Origin of the sequence: Aeromonas sp. Prich7-2 (assembly GCF_017939255.1) — a bacterium.
GTDB lineage: Bacteria > Pseudomonadota > Gammaproteobacteria > Enterobacterales > Aeromonadaceae > Aeromonas > Aeromonas caviae.
In genome coordinates this window covers 1-467 of record NZ_JAGKRI010000235.1, presented here as the reverse complement: position 1 = coordinate 467, position 467 = coordinate 1, and the positions used below count along the sequence as shown (strand labels likewise).

At 58.5% G+C, this 467-nt stretch carries 1 pseudogene; it reads left to right on the top strand.

The annotated features are described in order from the left end of the window. Positions 1–467 (top strand): annotated as a pseudogene (locus J9892_RS21370) (IS21 family transposase); the annotation flags it as partial.

Here is a 467-nt window from a genome sequence, read left to right as displayed (position 1 = left end):
CTGATCCCCGACAACCTCAAGAGCGGTGTCAGCAAGGCTTGCCGATACGATCCCGAGCTCAACCCCAGCTACCAGCAGTTGGCCGAGCACTATCAGGTGGCGGTGATGCCAGCTCGTCCTTACAAGCCCAAGGACAAGGCCAAGGCGGAGGTGGGTGTGCAGATCGTCGAGCGCTGGATCCTGGCCCGTCTACGCCATCAGACCTTCTTCTCGCTTGCCGAACTCAACCAGTGCATCCGTGCCTTGCTGAACGAACTCAACGAGCGTCCGTTCAAGCAACTGCCCGGTAACCGACGTGACGCATTTGAGCAGTTGGACCGCCCGGCACTGGGACCACTGCCGGTGCATCCCTATCGCTATGTCGCCATCAAAACGGTCAAGGTCAACATCGACTATCACGTCAGTTATGAGCAGCACCATTACTCGGTGCCACACCAGTATGTGGGTCAGCAACTGGAGCTCCATGC